Source organism: Mesorhizobium loti, from assembly GCF_013170705.1.
Lineage (GTDB): Bacteria > Pseudomonadota > Alphaproteobacteria > Rhizobiales > Rhizobiaceae > Mesorhizobium > Mesorhizobium loti_D.
Genome location: NZ_CP033334.1, coordinates 1650713 through 1672221 on the forward strand (window position 1 = coordinate 1650713; position 21509 = coordinate 1672221).

Genomic DNA, 21509 nt, shown 5'->3' on the forward strand with positions numbered 1-21509 from the left:
CCCGATTTCCAGGCCCATGCCAAGCTTTGACAAGGCAGATCCGGAATACCGATGACCAACGTTTCACACCCAGCCCCTCAAGTCTCGCAGAACGAGGCCGTCGATATCGCGGCGCGGCACTTCGGTATTTCCGGCAGCATCGCGCCCCTCGACAGCGAGCGCGACCGAAATTTCAAGCTGACGGCTTCAGACCATTCGCTGTGGATACTGAAGATCGTCAACGCCAGCGAGCCGCTCGTCGAGAGTGAATTCCAGACGGCATTGTTGGATCACCTTGAGCGCAACAGCCCGTATCTGGCCGTGCCACGTATAAAGAAGACGCTACAGGGTGCTTCGCTCGCCCATGCAAAGGGGCCGGGCGGCGAGGATCATGCCGTGCGCCTGGTGTCGTGGCGTCCCGGCCGGCCACTGGCCGAGAGCCAGGCCACGCCGGCGCTGCTGGAAAGCCTCGGAGGTGCGCTCGGCAGGCTGGACCACGCCCTGCAAGGCTTCATTCACCCCGGCGCGCTGCGCTCATTCGATTGGGACATTCGCCGGGCAGGTGCGGCACGGCAACGCCTGCATCACATCGACGACAATCAGGACCGCGCCTTGCTGGAACGGTTCCTCGATCATTTCGATGCCGAGGTGGCACCCAACCTGCCGGCATTGCGGGCACAGGTCATCCACAACGACGCCAATGACTGGAATGTGCTCGTCGATCCCGAAAGGCCCGAGCTTGTAGCCGGGTTGATCGATTTCGGCGATGCCTTGCACAGCGTGCTGATCGCCGAGGTCGCGGTCGCTTGCGCCTATGCGATCCTTGATGCCGAGGATCCGATCGGCGCCGCTGCCCGCCTCGCCGCCGGCTTCCATGCCGAGTATCCGCTGCGCGAAGAGGAACTCGACCTGCTGTTCGACCTCATCGCCATGCGTCTCGTCACCTCGGTGACACTGTCGGCCGCGCGCAGGGACCGCACCGGCGGCAATCCCTATCTGTCGATCTCGGAAGCGCCGGCCTGGCGATTGCTGCATCGCCTGGACAGGATGAACCGGCACTTCGCGACGGCGATCCTGCGCAAAGCCTGCGGCTTCGAAGCCGCCGCCGGAGCCCGCGCCGTGACAGGCTGGATCACGGCAAACCGAGCGCGGCTCGCGCCAATCCTCGACCGCCATCCGGCGACCCTTGCAAAGGCGCTGGTGCCTTATGGAGATCCGCAAAATCCGATGACGGTGACATCGGCCGCGCAGCAGCCCGACAAGGCCACGGCGTGGTGGAATGCCTATTGCGCCGAGCACGGCGTTGCGCTCGGCATCGGCCCATGGGGCGAAGCACGCACCGTCTACACCAGCGACATCTTCCAGTCGCGTTTCGTGGAAGGCGCTCGCCGTGCCAACCATCTCGGCCTCGACCTTTTCATGGCGGCGGGGACGCGGCTTTACACGCCGCTCGCCGCCATCGTCAGAAGCGTCGAGGTCGAGGAGGATCCGCTTGGCTATGGCTGCCTGGTGGCGCTGGAGCACACACCGCCGGGCTGCCCGTCCTTCGTCACCCTGTGGGGGCATATGGCGCATGAGGCGGGACGGCGGCTGAAGGCGGGTGACCGTCTGGAAGCGGGTGCGCTTGTCGGCGAGATGGGCACGCCAACCGAAAACGGCGGCTGGGCGCCGCATCTGCATTTCCAGATATCGACGGATACAAGCCTCGCCGCGAGCGACATCCTCGGTGTCGGCGAGGAGCGTTATCTCGACGTCTGGAAGGAACTTTTCCCCGATGCCGCCGAACTTGCCGGCATTCCGCCCGAGACCTTCCGGCAGAGCGGCCGGTCACGCCCACAGATCGTTGCCGCGCGCAAGGCGTCGCTGCTGCCCAACCTCTCCATTTCCTACTCCGAGCCGATCAAATTCGTGCGCGGCGAGGGCGCATGGCTGATCGACGATCGCGGCCGCGCCTATCTCGACTGTTTCAACAATGTCTGCCATCTCGGCCATGCCCATCCCGACGTGGTCGAGGCGATCGCCAGACAGGCCGCGAAGCTCAACACCAACACGCGCTACCTGCACGATGCCATCGTCACCTATGCGGAACGGCTGACGGCGACGCTGCCCGCCGGCCTGTCGGTGGCGTCCTTCGCCTGCTCGGGCAGCGAGGCCAACAGCCTGATGCTGCGCATGGCGCGCACCCATACCGGCCGAGGCGAGGCGATCGTGCTCGACTGGGCCTATCACGGCACGACGCAGGAGCTGATCGAGCTCAGCCCTTACAAATACAAGCGCAAGGGCGGCAAGGGGCGCCCGGCGCATGTGTTCGAGGCAACCATACCCGACAGCTATCGTGCCCCGGCCGAATGGCCGGTGGACGAACATGCGAAGCGTTTCGCCGAGAGCGTCGCTGAGCAGATCGCCGATATGGCGAGACAAGGCCGTGCACCTGGCCTGTTCCTGGCGGAATCGATCCCCAGCGTCGCCGGCCAGGTGTTCTTGCCGGACGGCTATCTCGGGGAGGTCTATGCGATGGTGCGCGCCGCCGGCGGTATTTGCGCGGCCGACGAGGTGCAGGTCGGCTTCGGCCGCGTCGGCAGCCATTGGTGGGCTTTCGAGACGCAAGGCGTGACGCCCGACATCGTCACGATGGGTAAGCCGATCGGCAACGGCCATCCGATGGCGGCGCTGGTGACGACGTCAGAGATCGCCGCCTCGTTCGACAACGGCATGGAGTATTTCAACACCTTTGGCGGCAACCCGGTGTCCTGCGCTGCCGGGCTCGCGGTGCTCGACGTCATCGAGCGCGATGGCCTCAGGCGCAACGCCCTGGAGATCGGTGATTATCTCATGGCCCGCTTCAAGGCCTTGCAGGATCGCTACGACATCATCGGCGATGTGCGCGGCCAGGGCCTGTTCCTCGGCATTGAACTGGTCGAGGATCGCAAGAGCAAGGCGCCGGCCACACGCCTTGCCCGCCGCATCAATGATGGGGTGAGGGCACGTGGCGTGCTGATCGGCACCGAGGGGCCATATGACAATGTCCTGAAGATGCGCCCGCCGATGATCTTCAGCCGGGCCAATGCCGATCATCTGGCCGGTGTTCTGGACGAGGCGATGGCGGCGGTTCTGGCGGAAGGGGCTTAGGACAGATCAACGCACCGCCCAGGCGGCGCGTAACCAGACATGACAACAGCAATTTTTCACGAACGTCCGGCGCTTCAAACGCCGGCGATAGGCGGGGCTTTGCCTCATAAAGGGAGGAAACCATGAGACATGCATTGATCACAGCGCTTTTGCTGGCATCGGCTACGCTGGCCAACGCGGACACATTCGACATCGTCAAGCAGAGAGGCTCGATCATCTGCGGCGTCAGCCAGGGCGTGGCGGGTTTTTCGGCGCCCGACGACCAGGGCAAATGGAGCGGCTTCGACATCGATTTCTGCCGCGCGGTTTCTGCCGCCGTTTTCGGCGACCCCGACAAGGTGAGTTATGTGCCGCTGTCGACGAAGGAACGCTTCACGGCACTGCAGGCCGGCACCGTCGATATGCTGTCACGCCAGTCGACCTGGACCTTGTCTCGCGACACCGGCATGGGCATCCACTTCGTCGGCGCCGCCTATTATGACGGCCAGGGCTTCATGGTGCGCAAGGACCTCGGCGTCGACAGCGCGCTCAAGCTCTCTGGCGCCACTATCTGTGCGGAGCAGGGCACGACCACCGAGCAAAACGTCGCCGACTATTTCACCGCCCATCAGATGAAATACGAGGCGGTCGTCATCGATTCCGCCGACAGCATCATCAAGGCGTTCGACAGCGGCCGCTGCGATGTCTACACCACGGATGCCTCGGCGCTCTATGCGCAACGCCTGAAGCTGACCGATCCCGCCGCCTTCACCGTACTGCCCGAGATCATCTCGAAGGAACCGCTCGGCCCGGCCGTTCGCAAGGGTGACGACAAATGGTTCGATGTCGTGCGCTGGACGCTATTCTCGCTGATCGAGGCGGAGGAAGACGGCATCACACAGGCCAATGCGGACGCTTCGCTGAAGTCGCAGAACCCGACGATCCGGCGGTTCCTCGGTGTCGAGGGTGACAATGGCAAGCAGATCGGGCTCGATCCGGCATTCGCCTACAACATCGTCGCCAAGGTCGGCAATTATGGCGAGATGTTCGAACGCAATCTCGGCCAGTCCAGTCAGCTGAAGATCGCGCGCGGCATCAATGCGCTCTGGAATGCCGGCGGGCTGATGTACGCGCCGCCGGCGCGCTGACGTCCAGATTTGTTTGACGCGATTCCGGGCGGAAAACCGGTTACCGCTTGTCCTGGAATTGCCCGGTGCCGCGCAAGTCGTTCAGGCCTGCGCGGCTTCTCTCAAACCGTTGCGAGCGCCTTGCCCGTCGAGGGATCGAACAAGCGAAGCGCTGTCTCATCGAAGGTGAGGCTGCACTTCTCGCCCTTGGCGACCCTGGTCCTTGGCGGTAGACAGGCCGTCAGCCGCTGCGTGCCGATCCGGGCCGTGGTGACCAGTTCGGGGCCGGTCAGCTCGACGACTTCGATCTCCACGGGCAATGAAAAATCCGTCGGAACGGTCGCCAGGCGAAGCGCTTCGGGCCTGATACCGACGACCACCTGCACGCCTTCCCCAGCCGCGCTGGCATAGCGTGCCGGCAAGGGGATCCGCACATCGGATCCGGCAACGGCCAGCTTGCCGGCGGTGACGGTCGCCTGCAGCATGTTCATCGACGGCGCGCCGACGAAGCCGGCGACGTAAAGCGTGGCCGGCTCGTTGTAGATCTCCTCGGGTGTGCCGAGCTGCTCGATCCTGCCGTCGCGCATGACAGCGATGAGGCTCGCCAGCGTCATCGCCTCGATCTGGTCGTGAGTGACGTAGACGACGGTGGTCTGCAGCATCTGATGCAGGCGCTTCAACTCGGTGCGCATTTCCAGCCGCAGCTTGGCGTCGAGGTTGGACAATGGTTCGTCGAAGAGGAAGACCTGGGGTTTGCGCACCAGCGCCCTGCCGATGGCGACGCGCTGGCGCTGGCCCCCGGAAAGCTGGCTCGGCTTGCGGTCGAGCAGGGCCTCGATCTGCAGCAGCCTTGCCGCCTCGTTCACCGCCTTTTCGCGCTCATCGGCGGCGACCCCGCGCATCTCCAGGCCAAAGCCGATGTTGCGGCGGACAGTCAGGTTCGGATAGAGCGCGTAGGACTGGAAGACCATGGCGATGTCGCGGTTCTTGGGGTGAACGCCAAGGATCGAGCGGCCGCCGATCAACACATCGCCGCTTGTCGCTTCGGCGAGGCCAGCGATGATGTTGAGGAGCGTCGATTTTCCGCAGCCCGAGGAGCCGAGCAGCACCAGGAATTCCCCGCTCTGCAGCGCAATGTCGATGCCCTTGAGCGTTTCGACATTGCCGTAGTTCTTGCGAACGTTACGGATTTCAAGCGCGCTCATGCGTGGCGTCCTCGAGATGCATCGGCCCGCCATAGTTGCGGGGCAAGGTGGAAATGGCGCGCGAGGCGACATGCGTCGCGGCGGAAAGGCATGCGGACAGTGGCTGCTCCTGGGCGAGGGCGGCGAGGAAAGCGGCGTTGAAGACATCGCCGGCGCCGATCGTGTCGACGACGCGGACATCGGGCGCCGTTGCTTCGACAAGCGTGCCGTCGGGACCGATGGCGACGGCGCCTCGCGGTCCGCGCTTGACGACGAAGGTTGCGCCGTGCCGCATGCTGGAGCGGATTTGGCGCGCGGCGTCCGTTGGGCTCGACATTCCCGCCAGGGTCACCGTCTCGACCTCGTTGAACAGCGCCAGCGCGCAGCGCGAGAGCCATGCGCGCGTGGCAGCGCAATTGGCCTCGGTCCAGCCATCCATCGGCCAGCCGGTGTCGAGGGCGACGGCAATGCCGTGGCTGTCCGCCCAGTCGAAGAACGCAGCGTATTCGCGGGTGAGGTCGTCGGTCAGGAAAGAGCCGCACAACAGCGCGTAACCGCCGGAGAGCGCATTGCCGTCGAGGACAGACAAGACGTCGGCAAGGCTGAAACGCGGCAGGTGTCCGCGCGTGGTGAAGAAGGTCCGTTCGCCATCCGGGTGGGTCATGCCCACCGACAGCGTCGTGCCCTCGGGACGGACCGGCCAGGTGTCGGCGCGATGGCCAAAAGCCTCGCGAAGCCAGCGGCCGAACTGGTCGTCGCCGACATTGGCGGCAATGGTGAAGTCGACGCCCAGCGCTTGCCAGGCGAGCGCGCTGTTGCCGGCCTGGCCGCCGACACGCAATTCGTCATGGTCGACGACGGTTTCCGTTCCCGCCTTCGGCCACGGCGCGACCGGGCCGACGATCAGGTCGACATTGACATTGCCGATCACCGCGAGCGGACGCATCATTCGCTCCTGGTGATCTTGGTGGAGCGCACGGGCGTGCCGGCATTGTCGACACGGCTATCGGCGAAGGCGATCATCAGGCGCTGTGCCACCGGCAGCATGGCGAAGACCGCGGCGAGACCCGAAGCCGGCTTGAACGAAAACGTGACGGCACCCGCCACCGGCGATTGTCCTGATGCGTCGAAGATGATCAGCGGTGCGCCGGCTTCGACCACGGAGGTGGCCATGGCAGTCACCAGTTCCGCTGTTGGGTCGTTGCCGCGAAACAGGACGACGCCGACTTGCGGGCCAAGCATCTCCATCGGTCCATGCCGCAATTGGCCGCCTTCGAGCGAAAAGCAGGGCAGGCGCGACAGCTCGGTGAGGCCGAGCGCCAGCGCCTCGGCAACGCCTTGCAGCCGGCGCCCCGAGGTGACGATGGTGGTCACCTTGCCAAGGACTGCCAGCGCCCGTGCAATGTCCGTGTCCCGCGGCTGATCCAGTGCGCCAAGCGCGGCGGTCGGATCCTCCCCAAGTGCGGCAAGAATGGCCAGATGCAAGGCGAAAGTCACGGTCAGGCTGCGCGTCGCGGCGAAGGCGAGTTCCGTCCCGCCGGCGCCGACCAGGCAAGGCGCGGTGCGGGCGAGGAAAGAGCCGCCTTCGAGCGTCAGGCCGAAAACATCGGCAGGGCTGCCGGCCTCGGCGAACCACCTGACGACCTCGGCGCTCTCGCCGGATTGCGAGGTGACGAGCACCGTCCGGCCCGCCAGCGGCAGCGGCTGGCCGAGCTGTTCGGACAGCGGCAGGGCCAGCGCATCGATGCCGAGCGCGCGATAGAGCGGTTCAACGGCACGTCCGACGGAATGCGAACCGCCCATGCCAAGCAGGAGGAGACGACCGGTCTTCCTGATCGAGGCCGCGACTTCCAGCGCCATCGCTGTGTTGTGCTCGAATGAAGCGCGCGCGTCCGCGTTCTGGCGTGCCATTTCGCGGTCGATGGCGGCCAGTCCGGCCGGCCGAATTCTGGTTGCGTTCATCATCATCCTTTCACACCACCACTTGTCAGGCCGGAGATCAGCGCGCGCTGCATGATCAGGCCGATCAGCACCGGCGGCAGCGCGGCCAGCACGCCGGCCGTCGCGATCAATCCGTAGTCGGAGACACGGCCGCCGGCCAGATCGGCGATGGCGACGGTCAAGGTCTTGGCCCGCTGGTCGGAGGTGAACAGCAGCGCATAGAAGAATTCATCCCACGCCAGCAGCAGGGCGAACAATGCCGAGGTCGCCATCACCGGCGCCGCGAGCGGCAGCGTGATGATGCGCAAGGTCTGGAACAGGCCGGCGCCGTCGATCATCGCCGCCGCCTCGATTTCGCGCGGGATGGAATCGAAGCCCGACTTCATCAGCCAGGTGGTGAAAGGCGCCAGGATGGTCAGATAGACAAGCGCCAGGCCGAACACATTGTTGAGCAGGCCGAGATGCGACAGGCCCATATAGAGCGGCACGGCCAGCGCGACGGGCGGCAGCATGTAGGTGGCGATGACCATCGACAGCGACCAGCCGATCGTTGGCGTGCGCGAGACCGCCCAGCCGGCGGGAATGGCCAAGGCGAGTGCCGCCAGGGTTGCCATGCCTGATATCTCCAGGCTGTTGCGCAAGGACGAGGTGAAGGCCGCGCCAGCACTGTTCTCGGCTGTCGACAGCAATTGCTGGTAGCGCGAGAAATCAGCGGCCTGCGGCCACCAGCGCAACGGCTTGGCGGCGAGATCGGCGGCCGGCGAAATGCTCATGATGAACAGCCAGGCGATGGGCGCCAAGATGATGGCGGCAAGCAGCAGCGCGCAGGCGTGGATGAAGACGGTGAAGGCGGGGCTCCTGCGTTCCATCAGGCGGCACTCCCGGCGGTTTTCCTGACCAATGCCGCATAGGCGACGGCAAGCACGGTAACGAGCAAGGTGACGATCAGCGCCAGCGACGCACCGGAGCCGGCGCGCTGGAAGGAGAAGGCTTCCTGGTAGACAAGGATCGACAGTGTGCGCGTGCTGTTGGCTGGGCCGCCGCGGGTCATCACCCAGATGATGTCGAAGACCTTGAAGGCCTCGATGGTGCGCAGCACCAGCGCCACCATCAGCGGGCCGGCGAGATAGGGCAGGATGACGAAGCGGAAGCGGTTGAAAGGTCCCGCGCCATCGACGAGCGAGGCTGCGGTGATGTCGCGCGGCACCGCCTGCAGGGCGGCGAGCGCGATCAGTGCCACCAGCGGAAAGTTCTTCCAGCAGTCGGCGACGATCAGGGCCGCCAGCGCGGTGCCGGGTTCACCGAGCCAGGAGCGGTAGGCGTCGATGAGATGCAGCTGCGTCAAGGCGGCGTTCAGCGCGCCATATTCAGGATTGTAGATCAGCCGCCACAGGGTGGCGTTGACCACTGTCGGCAGCGCCCAGGGCAGGATCATCAGGGCGCGCAGGACGGCGCGGCCGTGGAACTGCTGATTGAGCAGGAGCGCGGCAAGAACGCCGATCACCATTTCGGCGGCAACGGAGATGACCGCGAACAACGTCGTGGTGGCCAGCGTGCGCGAAAAATTCGAGCTCGACAGCATGTTGGTGTAATTCTCGAAGCCGACGTAACTACCGCCCGTGCCGACCAGCTTGGCGTCGGTAAGGGAGAGGCTGACCGTATCGACCAGCGGCCAGCCGATGACCGCGACCATGACCACGAGCAGCGGCAGCATCAAGAGCCATGCACGGGTCGTCATCCAGGTGCCCGACATCAGAGCAGCCTCTCTTCATTCAACAGGATTTCAGACATAGCATGGGCGGCACTACAGCGCCGCGCGTCCTATTGGACGCGCCAAGGACGCTGTAGCGTTTTGGCTTTGGGGCATGATCCCTTCCGAAAAATCGATTCCGATTTTTGGGTCATGCCCCGGCCGCCCATGAAGGACAATGATGCTCAGAGGCCGCTGTTCTGCGCGGCGGTCTTAAGCGCATCCTCGGGCGGGGACTGGCCGAGCAGCGATTCCTGGATAGCCTGCTGCAGAGCGGTCGACAGCTCCTGATACTTAGGCGTGGTCGGGCGCGGATACATGGCGGCCAGGCCGAGCTTGGCGGCGGCGATCAGTTCTTCCTGGCCCTTGGTGACGGCCGGATCGTCATAGGACGAGGCCCAGATCGGCAGCGAGAGCTTGGCATACTGGTTCTGCGTCGCCTGCGAGGTCATGAAGGTGATGTACTTCCAAGCCTCGTCCGGATGCTTGGAGACCGCGGTGACGCCAAGGCCCATCGAGCCGTTGACGGCCGACACCTCGCTGATGCCGGTGACGCCGGGCGCCGGCACGACGCCGACCTTGCCCGCCACCTTCGAGTCCTTCGGGTCGTTGGCCATGTTGTACATGTAGGTCCAGTTCAGCGCGAAGGCCGCATCGCCGTTTTCGAAGACCTTGCGCACGTCCTCTTCCAGGAATTCCTTGGAATTCGGGTTGGTGAGGCCGGATTTGTAGCTGTCGACCATGTATTTCAGCGCCGAGAGGCCGCCGCCGTTCTGGAAGTCGGGCTTGCCGTCCTTCAGGAAGTCGCCACCATAGGCACTGACCAGCGTGGTGTAGTCGCAGATCGCGGCTTCAGCCTGCGACCAGCTCCAGGCGATCGGCGTCTTCAGCAGGCCCTTGTCCTGGATGATCTTGGCCTGTGCGCCGAGCTCTTCCCAGGTCTTCGGGGGTGTCTTGATGCCGGCCTTTTCCAGGATGTCCTTGTTGTAGAACAGGTATTTGGTGTCGAGGATCCACGGCATGCCGTAATATTTGCCGTCATACTGGACAGTGGTCCAGGCGCCGGGCAGCACACCCTTCTTCATGTCGTCGGTGATCTTCGGCGTCACATCGACCAGCACCTTGTTGGTGGCGTATTCGGCGGGCCAGATGACGTCGAACAGAACGACGTCGTAGCCGCCACCCGAGCCCTGCGCGAGCACGGTCTTGTCGTGCAGGCCTTCATAGGGGACGAATTCGAGATTGACCTTGACGTCCGGGTTGGCCTTGGTGAAGGCGTCCGTCATGGCGCGCACGTCGGCCTCGCTGTAGGCTGCCTGAGCCATGAAAAGCGCATTGAGCGTCGTTTCGGCGAAAGCGTGGGGGACAAGCAGTCCTCCGGCGAAGACCGCGCCGACCAGTGTCTTGGTGATTGTCCTAAGCATTTTCTTCTCCCATTTCCGGCGTTGACGGGCCGGCAATGCGGGCATTTCGCATCGTCTTCCCGGATCCATGTCGCGTGACCTGATGGTTACCCGGCTGACCAGTGGCGACAGGCGGAGGCCCTGGCCATCTTGTTTTGGGGCGTTCGGTTCGCATTAAGTCAACTCGCTTGACTTAATTAGTCGATCAATATTCTAATGGAGTCAAGAGGGGAAACGCCGATGGACGACATCAGCCCGATCCGCGCCAAAAGCGGCACCAACCAGGAAGGCACCAGCGCACACAACCGCCGCGTCATGATCGAGGCGCTGCGCCTCAATGGCGCCTTGTCGCGGGCCGACCTGGCGCGGGCGACGCAGCTCACCAAACAGGCGGTGTCCAACATCATCGAGGATCTCGAAAGCGACGGTCTGGTCGCCGCGCTCGACGCGGTGCGCAAGGGCAGGGGGCAACCCTCGACTCCTTACAGGCTGGTGCCCGAAGGCGCCTTCGCCATCGGCCTGCAGATCGACCGCCACCTGACGCGGGCGGTCGCGGTCGACCTGATGGGCAGCGTGCTGGCGCGGGCGGAGGCCAACCTGCCCTTCGATGAACCGTCGAAGGGGGTCGAGGTCATTCTCGGCCTGATCGACGGCGTGCGCCGCGACCTTGCCGGCATCTCCTCGCAATCGGAGAAGCGGCTTGTCGGTCTCGGCGTTGCCATGCCTGGCCCTTTCGGCCTGAAGAACTCGGACGACAAATGGATGATGCCGGCCTGGCAGAAGTTTCCGCTGCTGGAGACGCTGGCTGCCAGGACGGGACTGAATGTCGGCCTGCAGAACGATTCCGCCGCCTGCGCCACGGCGGAGCGCATCGTCGGCGCGGCGCATGGGGTCGATCACGCGGTCTGCCTCTATATCGGCTATGGCATCGGCACCGGACTGATCCTCAATGGCGAACTCTACAGCGGCGGCCATGGCAACGCCGGTGAAATCGGCATGGCGCTGCTGGCGCCCGCCGGCCCGAGCTCGACGCCGCTGGAGCACCGCGCCTCGCTGGCCTCGCTCTATCAGCACCTCGACCTCAATCCGGCCGACAGTGATATCTACGAACAGATGAACGCCCTGGTGCTGGCCGAGGATGCGAAGATGATGGCCTGGATCGATGGCGCGGCGCACGATCTGCGCTGGAGTGTGCATCTCATCGAAACGATCTTCGATCCGCAGACCGTCATCCTGACCAGCGGCGCGCCGGAAGCGCTGGCGCGCCGCCTCGTCGAGGCGATGCATCCTCTGCTGCCGTCGATCGCCGACCGGCCAGGCAGGACCTTGCCGCGCCTGCAGCTCGGCACCACGGACCCCTGGTCGATCGCGCTCGGCGCGGCCGCGGCGCCCATCAGCCGCGCCTTCGATCCCTTGTTCTCGGCGATCCTGAAGACAAGCCCCGGACTTGCGTGAAGGAGCGGACACCGGGGGCAAACGCCTCTCTGGCGTCACACAGGGTTCATCGTCCGGACATAGCGTTCATCCCGGTTCTTTGCTGCGATGCAATAGGAGTGGGACATGGTGGACATCGTTTCCAGCGAGGCGGGCATTCCGAGACCGGATCATCCGCTGGATAGTTCGGGCAGCGCGAAGTGGTTCCTGCCGGCTTTCGGCGTGCTGGTGCTGGTCGGCATCGTCTATGTCGGCTACGCGCTGAGCCAGGACCTGGCCGAAGCCAAGACCGTGCCGTGGATCCTGCTGGGCATCGCCTTGCTGATCGCGTTGGGCTTCGAGTTCGTCAATGGCTTCCACGACACCGCCAATGCGGTGGCGACGGTCATCTACACACGCTCCCTGCCGGCCGAGTTCGCCGTCATGTGGTCGGGCGTCTTCAATTTCCTCGGCGTTCTCACCTCCAGCGGCGCGGTCGCTTTCGGCATCCTGTCGCTGCTGCCGGTCGAGCTCATCCTGCAGGTTGGCTCTTCCTCCGGCTTTGCCATGGTGTTCGCCCTGCTGGTCGCGGCGATCATGTGGAATCTCGGCACCTGGTTCCTCGGCCTGCCTGCCTCGAGTTCGCACACGATGGTCGGCTCGATCATCGGCGTCGGCCTTGCCAACCAGTTCATGGCACCGGCAGGCAGCGCCACAAGCGGCGTCGACTGGTCGCAGGCGACCAATGTTGGCCTGACCTTGCTGGTGTCGCCGATCATCGGCTTCTTCGCTGCCGCGATCCTGCTCTATGCAATGAAGCTGCTGGTGCGCAATCCGGCACTCTACGAGGCGCCGAAAGGCAACACGCCGCCGCCATGGTGGATCCGCGGCCTGCTGATCTTCACCTGCACCGGCGTCAGCTTCGCGCATGGCTCCAATGATGGGCAGAAGGGCATGGGCCTGATCATGCTCATCCTGATCGGCGTCGTGCCGACGGCCTTTGCGCTGAACCGCACGCCCGACATCAACTATCTCGAGGCCTACAAGTCGGCTTCGGCCGGCGTCGAGCAGGCGCTGGGCAAATATGTGAAGCCCGGCATCACAGTCGCCGACGCCAAGGCCGCCGTGCAGGATGCCGTGCGCACTCGGACATGGAGCGACCAGACCACGGTCGCGCTGCAGACATATATCCATAACACGACTGCTTCGCTGCAGCCCTATGCCTCGGTCGACAATGTGCCGACCGATCTGGTCAGCAACGCCCGCAACGACATCTACCTGATCGGCGAGGCGCTCAAGCTGATCGACAAGAAGCAATTGCTGCCGATGCAGACCGCCGATCTCAAGGCGGTCACCGACTACCACAAGGCCGTCGACAACGCGACGAAGTTCATCCCGCTCTGGGTGAAGGTCGCGGTGGCGCTGGCGCTGGGCCTCGGCACCATGGTCGGCTGGAAGCGCATTGTCGTCACGGTCGGCGAGAAGATCGGCAAGAGCCATCTGACCTATGGCCAAGGTGCGGCGGCCGAACTCGTGGCCATGGTGACCATCGGCATGGCCGATCGGCTCGGCTTGCCGGTGTCGACAACCCATGTCCTGTCGTCGGGTGTCGCCGGAACGATGGCCGCCAACGGTTCGGGCCTGCAATGGTCGACGGTGCGCAACCTGCTGCTGGCCTGGGTGCTGACCTTGCCGTGCTCGATCGCGCTGGCCTTCGTGCTGTTCATCATCTTCCGCCAGGTGTTCTGAGCGGAGCGCAAGAGACTTCAAAAAGAGGCAGTGCCGGTCGCCTGCGCTGCCTTTTTCGTTGAGCGGATTTCGAAGAGGCATTCGCGTTTGTATTGACGTGGAATATGTCTGCGAGACTGGTGCGAAACGCCCAACGCTTCGTCATCACGGGCGGAGCAAGGAGCGCAGCGACGCGGCGCAGACCCGAGGATCATGCCGGGACTACTGAGCGCCACTGCGGTGCTGAATTTTGCACCGGTGCACTCCACGGCGAAGGTCACGGAATGGATCCCAGGGGCTCCGCAACGGAGCCTCGCTCCTGCTTCACCCAGGGATGACGAAGTTTGGAGGCCTCGGCCAATCTCAAACGTTGGGGATGACCGCTCAAACGAATCCTGGCTAACACCGCTGAACCGTCAAGAAGCAACTGTCTCGCCAGACCTCAGGTCGGGTCTTCGCGATGCAGGTCGTGGATGGTGACGCCGTCGGCGTTGGTCGGCAGCATCAGCCACTTCTTGTGGCGCAGCGTGCGCTCGGTGTCCTCGAGTCCCATCTCCCAGTGCTCGCGCATCGAGGTGCCAGAAAACTCATAATCCTTGGCGTGGCCTTCGTAACCTTTGTGCTGGTAGATGAGGTGGACGATGTTGACGACGCCGGCATCGGAATAGTCTGCCATCAATGCCTTCTCGCCTTCCTTGAGCTGGTCCGGCGGAACGCGCTTCAGCGCGTCGAGCAGTTTCATCTTCAAGGCATGGATGCGCTGGAAATTGTCGGTGTTCTGGCGCGTGCGGCTGGAATACATGATGTCCTTGTGGCGCGACAACACATCGGCCATGCCGCGCGGCAGCACGCCGCGGGCGCTGAACAGGTCGACCTGGAACACCAGGGAAGACCGGTCCTCTTCCTGATCGAGCAGATATTGCAGCGGCGTGTTGGAGACGATGCCGCCGTCCCAATAGTACTCGCCCTCGATGCGGACCGAGGGAAAGGCGGGCGGCAGCGCGCCGCTGGCCATGATGTGCTCGGGACCGATGCGCACCTTCTCGGTATCGAAATACACGAAATTGCCGGTGCGGACATTGACCGCGCCGACGCTCAGCCGCTTCTTGCCGTCATTGAGGATATCGAAGTCGATCAGGCTCTCCAGCGTGTCCTTCAATTCGGCGGTGTCGTAGAAGCTGGTGGCGCCCTCGGCGCCCGGGTGCTCGAACCAGGGATTGGGATTACGCGGCTTGAAGAAGCCGGGCTGGCCCATGGTCATGGTCATCCATGACGAAGTGCGGTTGCGGATGTCGCGGTAGATGTCGCCTTCCGGCGTATAGGCCCAGATCTTGCGGCCGGAGATCGTCTGCCAGAACTGTTCGAGCCGCTGCAGGCGTCGGCTCTGTTCGTTGCCGGCAATGATCGAGGCATTGATGGCGCCGATCGAGACGCCGGACAGCCAGCTCGGCTCGCAGCCGGCATCGGCCAGCGCCTGGTAGACGCCGGCCTGATAGGCGCCAAGCGCGCCGCCACCCTGGAACACCAGGGCGATGCGGTCATACTGCGCCGAGATCTCCTCGATGGTGGCGGCGGCTTCCTTGTTTCGATTGCGTTCAAGCACGAATTTTCTCCGGCTGGGCTTTGCTGGTTGCGACCCGGTCGTGATCGGCAAGATAGTCGTGGACGACCTCGCCCAGCCCAAGTGTCAGATCGGCCTTGAAGTGGACGGCGGAGACGATGTCGAGCACCGGCAGCTTCGCCACGTCGGCCATGACATGGGGCCGCAGATCGAGTGCCGCGGGCGCCGTCCAGGCCTCCTTCAGGGTGATGTCCGTGAGGTAGTAGCGCACCAGCTCGCAAATGCGGGGCGTGCCGTCGACATGCGGGATGATCTTTATAAGGAAGTTTGGCGCGGCGAGTGCCGCGAGCACGGAATCGTGATCGGCTTCGCGGTGCTTGTAGCCCATCGTGCCCGTGGCGCACAGAACGCTGCCATAGTGCAGCGTGCCGACGATCACCTCGCCCTCATGGGCGATCTTCGGGTTGGCCAGTTTCTTCGGAAAACCCCAGAGCTCACGGCCGCCGGCGATCGGCGCGTCGTCGTCGAGATACATCGAATGGACATAGCCGCCATGCTGGCCCTTGTATTTCACCGGAATGACCTGGCCGGTCTCGGTGTAGTCGCCGAAGCCCGTGGAGTCAGGCATGCGGATGAATTCGTACTTGACCAGCGGCTCGTCGATTTCCAGCGGCGCCGGCACGACGGCCTCAAGCGCCTCGCGCGTCGTGCGATAGGTTATGATGATGTATTCGCGGTCGAAGAAACGGTAGGGCCCGGGCGGAAAAGACGGATTGGTCAGCGGCATCGCATAGGCGCGCTTCACGACATCGGCGATTTCCAAGCTGCCCCCCAAGGTCCTGTCGGCGAATTTCGTTCAGGATGACCGCGCGAATGCGCTGCCGATTATGTTGCACGGCACCATGACAGTGCCGTGTCAGCCGGACGAGCATGTCTCGAGCCGGTCGAGAGCCGCGCCGAGGCTGTCGACCGGCTGTAATCGCATCGACACATGGCTCTGTCATTGTCATGCTGCGGCGCACAATTATATCCTCCTGTTCCCCTCCCACTTCTCGCGAGATCACCATGGGTTCCCTGTCTTCGAAGAATGCCCTCGTCACCGGCTCGACCAGCGGCATAGGCCTGGCCATCGCCCGCGCCTTTGCCGCCGAGGGCGCCAACGTCACCATCAACGGCCTCGGCGATGCCGCGGCAATAGAGCAGGAGCGCGCCGGCATCGAGAAGGATTTCGGCGTCAAGTGCCGCTATTCCGATGCCAACATGATGGACGGCGCCGCCGTCACGGCGATGGTTCGCGACGCCGAGGCGGCGTTCGGCGGCCTCGACATCCTGGTCAACAATGCCGGCATCCAGCATGTCGCGCCGATCGAGGAATTCCCCGACGACAAGTGGGAAGCGATCATTCGCATCAATCTCCTGGCGGCCTTCTACGCCATCAAGGCGGTGGTGCCGGGCATGAAGGCACGCAAATGGGGCCGCATCATCAACACGGCTTCCGCGCATGCACTCGTCGCCTCGCCGTTCAAGTCGGCCTATGTCTCGGCCAAGCACGGCATTGCAGGCCTGACCAAGACGGTTGCCCTGGAAGTCGCGCAGGACGGTATCACCGTCAACGCCATCGCGCCGGGCTATGTCTGGACGCCGCTGGTCGAGAAACAGATTCCCGACACGATGAAGGCGCGCGGCATGACCGAGGAACAGGTCAAGCATGATGTGCTGCTCGCCGCGCAGCCGACGAAGGAATTCGTCACCGTCGAGGAGCTTGCCGCGTTGGCACTGTTCCTGTGCTCGGATTCCGCCAGGCAGATCACCGGCACGACCTTGCCGATGGATGGCGGCTGGACGGCGCAGTAACGCATCGGTCGCAACATTTCCGTTTTTATCGACCGGTACCCAAAAGGCGGCTTCCTACCGCCGCGGGATATCCTGATCGCGGCCGCGGAGGATTGGGAGGTTTTGCGCAGCCATGGGCCGTGGGCGCGCCGCCACTGGCGTATCGCGAGGGTCAGGAGGCCTGTTCGAGCGGAGGAAGCTCAAGCAGCGCCTGGGCGGCCGCGACGTCGGTGATGAGAAGCTTGGCGTTGGTCGCCGCGATCCCGGCGCGGATGGCGTGGATCTTGCGCAGGCCGCCCGACGAGATGATCACCTTCGGCACCCTGCTGATGTCGGCGGGATTGATGGCCATGGCGCGATGGTTGACGGGATGGTCAAGCACATTGCCGTCGGCATCGACGAAATGGCAGAGCACATCGCCGACGGCGCCGGCATCCTTGAGGCTCTTGGCGTCCGACCAGTTGAGGATGCCGCGGCGGAAGATCGAAGCCTGGGTGCCTACATCGCCGACGCTGAGCAGCGCGATGTCGACGGCACGGGCCCGCTCATAGAGCTGTTTGAGATCGTCCTGTTTCCACAGTGCGTCGGCCAGTTCGCGGTCGGGCACAAAGACAGGCGCGGTGATCTGGTAGAGTTCCGTGCGGTAGAATTCGGCGAAGCGCCAGGCGACGGCCGAAGGATTATGCGCGGTCGCATGGGTCAGGCCGCCGAGCAGTGAAATGACGGTCATGTCGTCGACCTCGCGCCAGATCAGCGACCGCATGCAGACCTGCAGCGTGGCGCCCCAGCCAACCCCGATCGACAGTCCGTTGGTGACCTGTTCGGAAATGTAGCGTCCGGTCGCGTGGCCGACGACGGCCGCGACGCTCTCCTCGTCCTGGCTCGACGCGGGCACGACGATCGCCTCGGTCAGGCCGAGGTGCTTTTCCAGGTTCCGCTGCAGGCGGATCAGCGATTCGGCCTGCGAATTGATGGTGATCTGGACCGTACCGTCTTCACGCGTGGCCGCAAGCAGGCGCAGGGCCTTGATGCGGCTGATGTCGAGATGCTGGGCAACCTGTTCCTGGGTCAGGCCCTCGACATAATAGAGATAGGCGGCTCTCAGCTTGAGTTCGTCCTGGTCGGACTGGAATTTCGTCCGCCTCGGTCGCTTTTCCGAACCTGCCATGCCCACTTCCCTCAAGACGTAACCCCATTAGACGATTTGCCGGCGGAGGGAAATCACGCGGCCGCTCGCGCGCCGGCCGCCCGTCGAAATCCAGCAAGCGAAAAGCCTGCCCAAGTTCATCTTACGGAATTGTACAATAATTCTCAATATGGCATAAATGTACGAATTATGACGTCGCTCGGGCGCAGCCAGAAGGATATGATATGCGAATACTGCTCTCCAATGATGACGGAATCGACGCGCCCGGTCTGGCGATCCTGGAAAGGACGGCTGCGCTGCTGAGTGACGACATCTGGACCGTGGCGCCGAGCGGCAACCGTAGCGGCTTTGGCCATTCGATCACGCTGCGGCAGGCCTTTGCCGTTGAGCAGGTCGCGCCCCGACGCTATTCGTGCACCGGCACCCCGGCCGACTGCGTCATCGGGGCGATGCACTGGGTGTTCCGCGACGGCGCGAAACCCGATCTGGTGCTGTCGGGCATCAATGAGGGGCGCAACGTCGCCGAGGATGTCTCCTATTCCGGCACCATGGCGGTGGCGCGCGAGGCGGCGCTGTGCGGCATTGCCGGCGTGGCCTTCTCCATGCCACGCGACAGCCAGGCCTATGGCGATGACGAGGTCGCATGGCTGGCGGCGCGCATCGAAGGTTTTTGGAACACCCGCCAGGAATGGGCCCAGGAGGGACATTGGCTGAGTGTCAACCTGCCGCGCAATGTGCCGGCGCCGATGCGTTCGGCGCGCATCGGCCGCGACAAATGCGCGACGCGGGTGATCATCCATGCCGAGGATGGGCGCAGCGCCCGCATCGAGCCGCTGGCCGACCGCAACTACGCCACGACGCCGGGTGACGAAAACAGCCTGATCGATTCCGGCATTGCCTCGGTCACCTGCCTGAACTGGATGGGCCATGCCGTCGTGCCGGCGGGCGCCTTGTCGGAACTCGACGGGACCCTTGAACAGGCGGTCGCCTAGGACTTGATCCCGAAAAGATCGGACTAGAGCGTTTCACGGAAACGGCGAAACGCTCTATCTCTTTGTTTTTGAGGCAATTTCGAAGGGAAAGCGCTATGCGCCTTGCCCGGGAAAACCGCTCACACTTTTCCTGGAATTGCTCTAACCGGATTCGAACTGAAAAGGGCGCCCGGATCGCCGGCGCCCTTTTTTGTTCTCGATCGTGGCGCGATCAGTATTTCGGGTAGACCTCGAGCAGGCAGTCGTCGAGATAGCTGTTGACGAAGCCGGGGATGGTCACCGCGCGGGTTTCGATGCCGCCGTCGTCATGCAGCACGTGCTCGAGATAGCCGACCTCGCGGTTGCCACCCATTTCGGGCACCAGCTCCTCGCGGGTGGTGAAGGCGATGGACGAGCACCATTCGAGCCTCACACCATCGTGGCCGCGCGAGCGCTGCTGGTGCAGGTGCCCGCTGGCGATCATCTTGAGCTGCTTGTGCTCCATCAATTCGTGCAGGTTCTGTCGGCCGATCGGGTCGACTGTCCAGTAGGTCAGCTCGGTGCTTTCCGGGGTGTCGACATAGAGCGGCTGATGCGAGAACAGCGCCAGGTGCCGCTCACCAAGCGTCGCCAGCTGTTCGCCGATCCAGTCATATTGCTGCTGCTCGCCCTCCAGTCCCGAACCGACACGCAGCGAGTTGATGCCGAGCAGCCGCCAGTTGTCGCGGTCGATCGACCATCTGTCGGCGCCATAATAGCGCTCGTAACGGTGAAGCCTGGTTGGGCTGATGGCACTGCCCATGGCGGTTTCGGGTTGCGACAGGCGCGGATTGTCGCCGACATCGTGATTGCCGGGGATATAGCGGATGTCCTTGCCGGCGCGCTCCAGGAAGGAGCGGCAGAAGGGATAGTCTTCCTCGAAGCGTATGCCGTCGAGCGTGATGTCGCCGGTATGGATGATCAGGTCGTGATCGGCGGCCTTCAGCACATCGATCATGAGCTCGTTGTTCTCGTGAAACCGATGGGTTCGCGGCGAGAGGTGGGTGTCGGATATCTGCATAATTCGAATCGAGGCCATGGATCTCTCTTGCCGGTGGGCGTGGTCTGATGCGTCGTCGCCTCAGAATTGTACAATTGTATTGACTTGAGAAAGATAGTTCAATATTCGATTTTAGCGATCAACGGATCGCCAGCCCGAGCGCGTCTTCGCCGCGCGGATTCCGGAGGGATCGGGCGGGAGGTTACCGGAACGGGGAGGCACCATGTCCGGCATCGAGATCAGGAACCTCAACAAGAGGTGGGCGACCTTTGACGCCGTGAAGGATGTCAGCTTCGAGGTGAAGCCCGGCACGCTGACGGTGCTGCTTGGGCCGTCCGGCTGCGGCAAGTCGACGACGCTGCGGCTGATTGCCGGCCTCGATGCGGTCACTTCGGGCCACATCTTCATCGGCGGCAAGGACGTCACCGTGCAGCCGCCGGCCAAACGCGGCTTGGCCATGGTGTTCCAGTCCTATGCGCTCTTCCCCCACCTCAGCGTTGCGGAAAACATCATATTCGGTCTCAAGGTGCGGCGGGTGCCGGCCGGGGAGCGGACGCGTCGCCTCAAGAAGGCAGCCGACATTCTCGGGCTGGGGGCGCTTCTTGACCGCAAGCCTTCCCAGCTTTCGGGCGGTCAGCAGCAGCGCGTCGCCCTCGGCCGGGCGATCGTGGCTGAGGCGTCGGTGTGCCTGATGGACGAGCCGCTGTCCAACCTTGACGCGCAGCTTCGCCACGAGATGCGCAAGGAAATACGCACCATCCAGCAGGCGTTGGGCATGACCATGGTCTATGTCACGCATGACCAGATCGAGGCGATGAGCCTTGCCGATCAGGTCATCCTCATGCGCGGCGGCCGTATCGAGCAGAAGGCGGAGCCGGCAGGGCTTTATGTGCGGCCCGCGACATCGTTCGCGGCAAGGTTCATCGGCACGCCGCCGATGAACCTCGTCTCGCTGGCCGATGGGCCGGCTGGCGCCATCATCAAGGGATCGGCGGGGCCGGCACTGGTCGAAGGCAAGGGCGATGGGCTGTCGCTCGGGCTGCGGCCGGAGGAGATCCGGATCGAGCCGGATGGCGTCGTTCCCGCCATCATCCGCGGCATCGAATATCACGGCGCCGACAGCATTCTGGAGTGCGCCGTCGGCGACCAGATTCTGCAGGTGCGCGTGGACGGCATCCGCCGGCAGTCCGTTGGCGACCAGGTGCGGCTGGGCTGGCTGCCCGACGCCATGCACGTCTTCGACGAGGCGGACGGCTACAGGGCCGAGCGCAAGGTGTTGGTCGGTCAGGCGGCCGGCGAGCGCGTGCTGCGCGCGGTGCCCTGAC

General features: G+C 64.0%; 17 protein-coding genes. 7 read left to right on the forward strand and 10 right to left on the reverse strand.

The features are described from left to right. The first annotated feature begins 51 nt into the window (after positions 1 to 51). Positions 52 to 3108, forward strand: a complete 3057-nt coding sequence (locus EB815_RS08080) for an aminotransferase class III-fold pyridoxal phosphate-dependent enzyme (protein WP_065005519.1) — start codon at positions 52 to 54, stop codon at positions 3106 to 3108. A 122-nt stretch (positions 3109 to 3230) separates the two neighbouring features. After that, a complete protein-coding gene (locus EB815_RS08085; RefSeq protein ID WP_056575894.1) occupies positions 3231 to 4235 on the forward strand; it encodes an amino acid ABC transporter substrate-binding protein in 1005 nt (334 codons plus the stop codon). A gap of 101 nt (positions 4236 to 4336) precedes the next feature. On the opposite strand, the gene EB815_RS08090 is transcribed toward EB815_RS08085, so the two are convergent. The 6 genes from EB815_RS08090 to EB815_RS08115 form a co-directional block, all read right to left on the reverse strand. Then, positions 4337 to 5419, reverse strand: a complete 1083-nt coding sequence (locus tag EB815_RS08090) for an ABC transporter ATP-binding protein (protein ID WP_056575896.1) — start codon at positions 5417 to 5419, stop codon at positions 4337 to 4339. Continuing rightward, positions 5406 to 6344, reverse strand: coding sequence for a PfkB family carbohydrate kinase (locus EB815_RS08095; RefSeq protein ID WP_056576539.1), 939 nt, complete (start codon positions 6342 to 6344; stop codon positions 5406 to 5408). The genes EB815_RS08090 and EB815_RS08095 overlap by 14 nt, the downstream gene beginning before the upstream one ends. Beyond that, positions 6344 to 7366 carry an SIS domain-containing protein gene (locus EB815_RS08100; protein ID WP_056575899.1) on the reverse strand — a complete coding sequence of 341 codons (1023 nt, stop codon included), beginning with the start codon at positions 7364 to 7366 and terminating at the stop codon, positions 6344 to 6346. Before EB815_RS08100 ends, EB815_RS08095 begins: the two co-directional genes overlap by 1 nt. Next, positions 7363 to 8208 carry a carbohydrate ABC transporter permease gene (locus tag EB815_RS08105; RefSeq protein WP_056575901.1) on the reverse strand — a complete coding sequence of 282 codons (846 nt, stop codon included), beginning with the start codon at positions 8206 to 8208 and terminating at the stop codon, positions 7363 to 7365. Before EB815_RS08105 ends, EB815_RS08100 begins: the two co-directional genes overlap by 4 nt. After that, positions 8208 to 9092, reverse strand: coding sequence for a carbohydrate ABC transporter permease (locus EB815_RS08110; RefSeq protein ID WP_056575903.1), 885 nt, complete (start codon positions 9090 to 9092; stop codon positions 8208 to 8210). Before EB815_RS08110 ends, EB815_RS08105 begins: the two co-directional genes overlap by 1 nt. Positions 9093 to 9274: 182 nt before the next feature. Continuing rightward, complete coding sequence (locus EB815_RS08115) at positions 9275 to 10513, reverse strand: extracellular solute-binding protein (protein WP_056575905.1); 1239 nt, start codon at positions 10511 to 10513, stop codon at positions 9275 to 9277. A gap of 219 nt (positions 10514 to 10732) precedes the next feature. On the opposite strand from EB815_RS08115, the gene EB815_RS08120 reads away from it, so the two are divergent. Together EB815_RS08120 and EB815_RS08125 are read left to right on the forward strand one after the other, a co-directional pair. Continuing rightward, entirely contained in the window at positions 10733 to 11947 is a 1215-nt protein-coding gene (locus tag EB815_RS08120) for an ROK family transcriptional regulator (protein ID WP_056575907.1), read from the forward strand. Between the two features lie 105 nt (positions 11948 to 12052). Next, the gene (locus tag EB815_RS08125; protein WP_056575909.1) at positions 12053 to 13654 is read left to right on the forward strand and encodes an inorganic phosphate transporter; all 1602 of its coding nucleotides are present in this window, start codon (positions 12053 to 12055) and stop codon (positions 13652 to 13654) included. Positions 13655 to 14075: 421 nt separating this feature from the next. On the opposite strand, the gene EB815_RS08130 is transcribed toward EB815_RS08125, so the two are convergent. Both EB815_RS08130 and EB815_RS08135 read right to left on the reverse strand, forming a co-directional pair. Continuing rightward, positions 14076 to 15236: a patatin-like phospholipase family protein gene (locus EB815_RS08130; protein ID WP_056575911.1), complete on the reverse strand. Its 1161-nt coding sequence runs from the start codon at positions 15234 to 15236 to the stop codon at positions 14076 to 14078. After that, complete coding sequence (locus tag EB815_RS08135) at positions 15229 to 16017, reverse strand: acetoacetate decarboxylase (protein WP_065005520.1); 789 nt, start codon at positions 16015 to 16017, stop codon at positions 15229 to 15231. The genes EB815_RS08130 and EB815_RS08135 overlap by 8 nt, the downstream gene beginning before the upstream one ends. Before the next feature lie 242 nt (positions 16018 to 16259). Here EB815_RS08135 and EB815_RS08140 point away from each other — a divergent pair, with 242 nt between their 5' ends. Continuing rightward, a complete protein-coding gene (locus tag EB815_RS08140) occupies positions 16260 to 17048 on the forward strand; it encodes a 3-hydroxybutyrate dehydrogenase (protein WP_056575916.1) in 789 nt (262 codons plus the stop codon). Positions 17049 to 17199: 151 nt separating this feature from the next. Here the strand turns inward: EB815_RS08140 and EB815_RS08145 are convergent, their stop codons facing one another. Then, on the reverse strand, positions 17200 to 18195 hold the full coding sequence (locus tag EB815_RS08145; RefSeq protein ID WP_056575918.1) for a sugar-binding transcriptional regulator: 996 nt from the start codon (positions 18193 to 18195) through the stop codon (positions 17200 to 17202). 203 nt (positions 18196 to 18398) lie between these two features. On the opposite strand from EB815_RS08145, the gene EB815_RS08150 reads away from it, so the two are divergent. Beyond that, positions 18399 to 19166, forward strand: a complete 768-nt coding sequence (locus EB815_RS08150) for a 5'/3'-nucleotidase SurE (protein ID WP_056575920.1) — start codon at positions 18399 to 18401, stop codon at positions 19164 to 19166. Positions 19167 to 19377: 211 nt separating this feature from the next. On the opposite strand, the gene EB815_RS08155 is transcribed toward EB815_RS08150, so the two are convergent. Beyond that, positions 19378 to 20223 carry a metallophosphoesterase family protein gene (locus tag EB815_RS08155; protein WP_056576543.1) on the reverse strand — a complete coding sequence of 282 codons (846 nt, stop codon included), beginning with the start codon at positions 20221 to 20223 and terminating at the stop codon, positions 19378 to 19380. Between the two features lie 184 nt (positions 20224 to 20407). Between EB815_RS08155 and EB815_RS08160 the strand changes: the two genes are divergently transcribed. After that, positions 20408 to 21508 carry an ABC transporter ATP-binding protein gene (locus tag EB815_RS08160; protein WP_056575921.1) on the forward strand — a complete coding sequence of 367 codons (1101 nt, stop codon included), beginning with the start codon at positions 20408 to 20410 and terminating at the stop codon, positions 21506 to 21508. Position 21509: the final 1 nt, after the last annotated feature.